General features: G+C 48.3%; 7 protein-coding genes. All 7 read right to left on the minus strand.

The genetic code is table 11. The annotated features are described in order from the left end of the window. On the minus strand, positions 1–1,075 hold a 1,075-nt coding region (locus I2D94_RS17660), incomplete at its 3' end, for a minor capsid protein (protein WP_195397853.1). Then, positions 1,068–2,483: a phage portal protein gene (locus I2D94_RS17665; protein WP_195397854.1), complete on the minus strand. Its 1,416-nt coding sequence runs from the start codon at positions 2,481–2,483 to the stop codon at positions 1,068–1,070. The genes I2D94_RS17665 and I2D94_RS17660, both read right to left, overlap by 8 nt. A 9-nt stretch (positions 2,484–2,492) precedes the next feature. Continuing rightward, positions 2,493–3,779 carry a PBSX family phage terminase large subunit gene (locus I2D94_RS17670; RefSeq protein WP_195397855.1) on the minus strand — a complete coding sequence of 429 codons (1,287 nt, stop codon included), beginning with the start codon at positions 3,777–3,779 and terminating at the stop codon, positions 2,493–2,495. Next, positions 3,748–4,185: a helix-turn-helix domain-containing protein gene (locus I2D94_RS17675; RefSeq protein WP_195397856.1), complete on the minus strand. Its 438-nt coding sequence runs from the start codon at positions 4,183–4,185 to the stop codon at positions 3,748–3,750. Before I2D94_RS17675 ends, I2D94_RS17670 begins: the two co-directional genes overlap by 32 nt. A gap of 304 nt (positions 4,186–4,489) precedes the next feature. Beyond that, entirely contained in the window at positions 4,490–4,918 is a 429-nt protein-coding gene (locus I2D94_RS17680; RefSeq protein WP_195397857.1) for a sigma factor-like helix-turn-helix DNA-binding protein, read from the minus strand. A 411-nt stretch (positions 4,919–5,329) separates the two neighbouring features. Continuing rightward, positions 5,330–5,533 carry a hypothetical protein gene (locus I2D94_RS17685; protein ID WP_195397858.1) on the minus strand — a complete coding sequence of 68 codons (204 nt, stop codon included), beginning with the start codon at positions 5,531–5,533 and terminating at the stop codon, positions 5,330–5,332. Further along, a partial coding sequence (locus I2D94_RS17690; RefSeq protein WP_229056950.1) for a hypothetical protein occupies positions 5,526–5,945 on the minus strand: 420 nt, incomplete at its 5' end. The genes I2D94_RS17690 and I2D94_RS17685, both read right to left, overlap by 8 nt.

Consider the following 5,945-nt stretch of genomic DNA (forward strand, 5'->3'; position numbering starts at 1 on the left):
CCAATTGGTAGTTTTTGAGTGCCTTTTCTTTTGCCATCGCTTCAGGATTATTCTTAACGTACTTATCATACCAGTCTACATATTTCATTTCCGCTGGAACCATTACACGCTCTCCCGTGACTGGATCTCTAGCAGCGCGGATCCGATGCTCATAGCCCTCAATTTCTTCTTCCATCCACGATCGGCAATGCGGATGTAACGGAGGCACGTTCTTTCCAGGCACTGATTTTTCAATCGGTACTCGATTTCCGTCATGCTCCTGGCAAATCTTCGACGTTTTCAAATCTAAGGTTGCTCGGAAAATTCTGACTTTCGTTCCGCGATCAATCGCCGCAGCCTTATCTGATTCTTCAATCAGATAAGCTGTTTCTGTCCTGATTAAGCGTTCAGCTGCATACTGACCATAGCTAGTCAGTTCTGTCAGCTCCGCTGCCATACGTTTATAGCTTTTTCCTGACATCAGTCCCGCAGTTAACGTCTGTTGCAGCTTCTCTGCAAGAACATCTGTATTGTCCCAGACACTCTTTGAGTAATGTTTCCCGCTCCAGTTGTTTTTTAGGATTTCCTCAACATGTTCCGGAGACATAGACGCAAATTCGTAGGCGTACCCAGTCCCCTGCTGGAAGTCGAAAACATTGTGTAAATAATTGTCTTCAACTGTTTTTTTATACAGCTCGGTAGACTTCTGCAGCTCCACATCTGCCACTTGCTTTGTCTTGATGTAGATGTCTTGTTTCAACGCTTCCAGCCGGTCGATTCTCGAGCCATAAGTGGAAGCTTCCAGCTTCGCCCGCAGCTGTTTTTTTATAACTGGATCCTTAATTGAGCTAATCTGCAGCTTAATTTGATTCCATTCACTCTCGCTGATCTTCTGATTCAAGATGTCCTTTGCCTCTACGGAGGACAGATCATTCTTTTTAGCGTATCGGTAAAAGATTTTTTCAATGTCTTTGTTAAGATCGTCAATGGCTTGCTGATAAGCTGCAGTGATCTCTTTGATTGTCTTATCACTGTTCTTATGGGCGCTGTGGATGCGTTTCTCGGCACGTTCCTGCCAGTAGTCAGGATTACTCATTTAGTTCTTTTTCGTCCTTCTGCGGCTCTGCCTGATCGTCAGGATCACCCTCTGCATAGTTTCCAAAGGCCTGCTGTTGTTGCTTAATCTTTTCCTGATTTTCTTGTCTTACCGCTTCCACTTCCGCATCCGGATCCTCAACAAAGTCCAGCTGACTGATCAAAGTTTTCTGGCTCACTGCGCCGGTCAGATTCGCAATCATCTGCGACAGTTCCAACATATTTTTCGGCAGTCCGCGCTTAAACTCTGGGATGATCGCGGCAGGATTCAACGCGATATTTTTTAAACCGAGATAATTACAGATCAAGCGCATACGCTGTTTTAGACCCTTCGTGTAGTAGCGCTCTTTTGTCTTGGTGATCATCTCCAAGCCAAGCAGCTTATACTCCATGGCCACGCCGGAGCTGTTGCCGACAAAGTTCTCATCGGTCAGGCAAGGTACGTGTGAAAAGGTGTAAATGTCATCCTTGATTGCCTTTTTCAGTACCTCGACCGAGGATTCATCAAAGGTTCGCGTGATATATTCCGCGCTGGCACCTGGCGGCAGCTCCAAGATACCCAGGTCTTTGATCTGCTTTGCAGCCTCCCCTGTTTCCTTTTCGTCATCGCCAAGCAGCGCGCCAATGAGCACCAGGATAGCTTCCAGAAATTGTTCCTTGTCATTCACGCGATCTGACATCAGCGTGTTGTAAGCGTCGATCAAGCTGATTTGTTGCTCATAATCGCCAATCCCGTCTTTGTTGTTGCGATACTCAACGATTGGTACACCATCAAACAGATGAGGTACTGGATCATCTGCGCTGCTTTGCACAGTCATAGAATCGTTGATAATGTCGATGGTGTGGACATAGTGCCGGGTGGCCACGACCGCTTTATAAATTTCCTGCTTTGTCGATGCATCCACAATCCAGTAGTAATAAACGCCGAACAACACATTTTCTTCAATCGTGTCGTCGTATACCAAAAATGTGTGTTGTGGCTCTAAATTTTTGATCAAAGGCCGTGCCTCATCCTGCGCAGCGTAGATATACTCATACGCTATGCCAGCTCGTGACATATCTAAGGCGTTATCGTGATCTGTTTCGTCGACATCCGCCATATCAAAGTAGTCGGTAAGACGATCGATATCCATCGTCTTGTCACTGGTACTGTAAGTGATCGGAGCAGATAAAAAGTAACTGGTGGCCGTATCTGCAATATCCTTGGCGTGATTACATACAAGTCGGTTATTGCTTGCCGCTTCGTTTTTCTTTTTTCGGCGCAATATTTCGTGATGACCTTCGTAATAGCCCAAGCTTCGATGGATCCGCACGCCTTCTGTACTTCTGTGCGCATTGATCAGCTGCAGGATTCTCGATTTATCTAAATACTGTTCATCAAATTCTCCGATATATTTCATTTTTTCCATGTTATCACCTCACACGATGCCGTACCGGGATTTCCGACGGGCTTTAGCTTTACTCATGATCATCTGATCCTCCAGACTGTATCTGGTGGCGTCAATGCTGTGGTTGTTTTTATCGGGATATGATCCCTTGAAGTTGCCGTTTTTATCTCGCTCCAGCTCGCAGCTCGAAAACTCCCGAGCTGTATTAGGGCAAAAGCGTGGGTCGATAATGATCTCGTTGAGATCTTGTAGCCACTTGATTCCGTGGTCGACGGATCCCGGCCCTTTTTTAGCCCCGATGATCCGCAAGCCCAGCTCGCGAAACTCGTTGATCGTCCGCGGATCCTCGCTGTCCGCGACAACTAACTGGTTAAGTGGATTGAGCAGCTTGATCTGCTGGACTGCCTTGGCATTGGACAGCCCAACCTGATACAACTCGCCGAAAATAAAAAGACGTCGGCGCGTCTTGTTGAAGTGATTTTTAACATAGGCCAGCGGATCTGCCGCAAAGCCGAAGTCTAAGCCATGATGGATCTTGTCAAAGACTGCCAGCTCATCCGCGGCGATCTCCCGGATCGTGACATTGTCAAATACTTGGCCACCCGTGCCGGTTGCCTCACCGAGGTACTCGTGCCGATACGCCATCGGCTTGTTACGTTTAAGCTCCTCAGCCTCGATGTAAAACTGAGGACCAAGCCACTCCCGCGGAACCGATCGGTAATCGCTGTGATGCACGATCGTGTCCTCCCGCGGCAGCAGCACATCCTGATTGACCCAGTTATTGATACTCTTTGGCGGGTTCCAGGAATAAAACACCCAGTACTTGTCGCCACCGCGCATCAGGGACTGGTTGATCGTGCGCTCCTCCTCGTCACCATCAAACTCATCCCGCTCCTCGTACCAGGTATAGGCGAAGTAGCCATGCTGCAGCTTAACGGATTTAATCTTCTTAGGCTCATCAGCTCCTCTAAATACGATACGCTGTCCGGTCGGCAAATAGGTTAAACCGAGGGGTGAGTATTTAGGCCGCCAAAGGTGATCAACACCGAGTTTTTCAATCGCCCACAGCAGCTGCTCAAATACCGACTCCTCAAGATACCTGCCAACTTTGCGCAGCACCATCGCGTTGGCATCGGGATTGGACATCATGCCTAGCACAATCATGATGCTGATAAACGACGACTTAGTGGATCCACGTCCGCCGGCGAGCTTGTAGTGAGTGTGCTTGTGCTCGACAACATCCCAATACAGATCGTAAAAAGACGGGGCAATCAGCTCCGTGAGTCTAATCCGTGTCGGTAGGTTTTGGGATGTCATTGATAATCTCCACTTTTAAAGCTCCCTCAATGCTGATGTCCTGCTTATCCTTCCAGCGATCTGGCCTACGGTTCTTTAGCCAGTAGATCTGCGCTGTGACGTCAGGTGCTACCTGCTTGGTTGTTGTTTTTATTTTCACACCATCAGGGCCAACCTCTTTGCTGGTTTCTGTGTACTCATATCCGATTGCTCGTTTATACAGCGCACTCTCGACTCTGGCATCCGCGACCTCTTTGTTAACGGTTAACGTCTCCATCAGCTCAGGGTGCTCTTTCTTGTATCCACTAAAGGTGCTCTCAGACACGCCGAGCTTTTTAGCAATGTCCCGCTCAATCGCGCCGTCACGCGCCCACTGAGCAATCAGATCCAGCTTAGGTTTTACATGGGTTTCATATTTACCGCGCATCCTATCACCTCCAACGCGTCAAATGTAAATTAAAACCCCGCAAGGCGATACGCGGGGCAGTGAGTTTTAGAAAGTAGAGGGGAAAAGAACATCCTGCCTCATCCGACCAGAAGGAGAAAGAACCAGCCGGAAACCAAAGAAAAAGCACTCATCACTGAGTGCCTTGCGCAAATGGGTTCACTTAGAATTCATCCACCGCTAACGTTTCTGTGACCGCCGATCTCACGCCGATCCCGTATCGTGGGGACGCTACTATCGGCTCAGATACCCTCTGGCATCTTACACGCGTATAGTATCACAAAAGTCAACCGTACGCGTACGGACTTTTACAAATTTGATCGATACGATACTGTAAACCTGTTTTTGACATATTGACCATAGGCGCAGCTGCCTGATAGCTGTACCCCTCCTCGTAAACTAGTTGGATGATCTGACGGTCATCCTGGCTTAAGCTGTCAAGCCAGTCATCCAAGCCTAAGGCAGATCTTGCGGTGTACAGCTGCTCCAGCTGTGCCTCGACGGCAGCCTTTTGCACACAGAGTTGCTGGCCTGGTGGATGCTTGTTATCTAAGCCTCTGATGCGCATCTCTCTAGCTGCCTGCTCTGGCCAATCCTCATGCAGCCAAAGATAGGTGCTAAGATCAAGCAGCCATACTCTCAACTTGCTAATCTCACGGGAGTATGATCCGTACACTCGCAGCTTATCCTTGGTCCTTTTGATCCTCTCGTCCACCGCCATCCCTCCTGTCAACACCGATCAACTCTGCCCGATATCGTTTTTTAAATTTGCGTCCTTGCCTGATGCTGTGGTACGCCGCGGTGAGCTGCATCTTAAAAAATTGAGCGATCTCCGGTACCGTACCGACAAATACACAAAGATCGTTGTCTCTGGTGTCGTACAGAGCGTATGTCTTTATAGCTCTCACATCAGCGACTGCCTCTCATTGCCGCTCGCAGCTTACGCCTGAGTCGTGCCAGGTGGCGCTGCATGTCTCTTTTGCGCATCGGCGACATCGTGTTGGCTATTTGTTGTTTGGTGGCCAGGATGGCCGCCTGGAGCTCAGAGGCGGTCATCAACGATCACCTCCCATCCGATCAATCAGCAGCACGAGCACCACAAAGGCGACGGCGAGCAGTGCGGGGGTCATTGGTCATCTCTCCAATCCAGCGCTTGACCGCAGTTTTCACAGTAATTAGGCCTGTCGAATGAGCTTAAGCTTATGCCGCATCTCGGACATAGATAAACCGTAACGACTCGTTGATCTCTAGGGTAAGATTCAAAGACTTCACGACGCTCAAATGGTTTTTGTGGCGTTGCTTTCTCAGCTAATTTTTTATATTTATTCATTTTCATTCTCCCAATCCAGCGCTTGGCCGCAATGATAACAAAAGTTAGATATGGTGCCGCTAAATCCGCCTCCGCAGTTAGGGCATGTGTACGTTTGCATGTAACGTATCTTTGATTCAGCGTCTTTGATGGGTTTCACCGGCGTCGCTCTGTCAATAAGCTCCTGTAGCACAGATTTATTTGCATTAAGTGTTTCTTTGTCTAAAGGGTAATAATCCCCGCATTCACGCTCTTCCCAATCAAAATCTTCGATGTACTCCATCGCATGATCACATAAGAAATTTAACGCTTCTTGATATTTATTCATCATCTTCTCCTTTCCGTCCTTTTTAGGGCTCCGGATGTTCGTCGTTTTGCTGATGAGATTCAGTTTCTTTTTCATCTCGTCCTCCAATACCCAAGACTGGCTGCC

The organism is Holdemania sp. 1001302B_160321_E10, from assembly GCF_015552275.1.
Classification (GTDB): Bacteria; Bacillota_I; Bacilli_A; order Erysipelotrichales; family Erysipelotrichaceae; genus Holdemania.

Coding starts and splice junctions, on each gene's coding strand:
- I2D94_RS17665 (WP_195397854.1), bottom strand. CDS start 2,483: ATGGAAAAAATGAAATATATCGGAGAATTTGATGAACAGTATTTAGAT.
- I2D94_RS17670 (WP_195397855.1), bottom strand. CDS start 3,779: ATGACATCCCAAAACCTACCGACACGGATTAGACTCACGGAGCTGATT.
- I2D94_RS17675 (WP_195397856.1), bottom strand. CDS start 4,185: ATGCGCGGTAAATATGAAACCCATGTAAAACCTAAGCTGGATCTGATT.
- I2D94_RS17685 (WP_195397858.1), bottom strand. CDS start 5,533: ATGAATAAATATAAAAAATTAGCTGAGAAAGCAACGCCACAAAAACCA.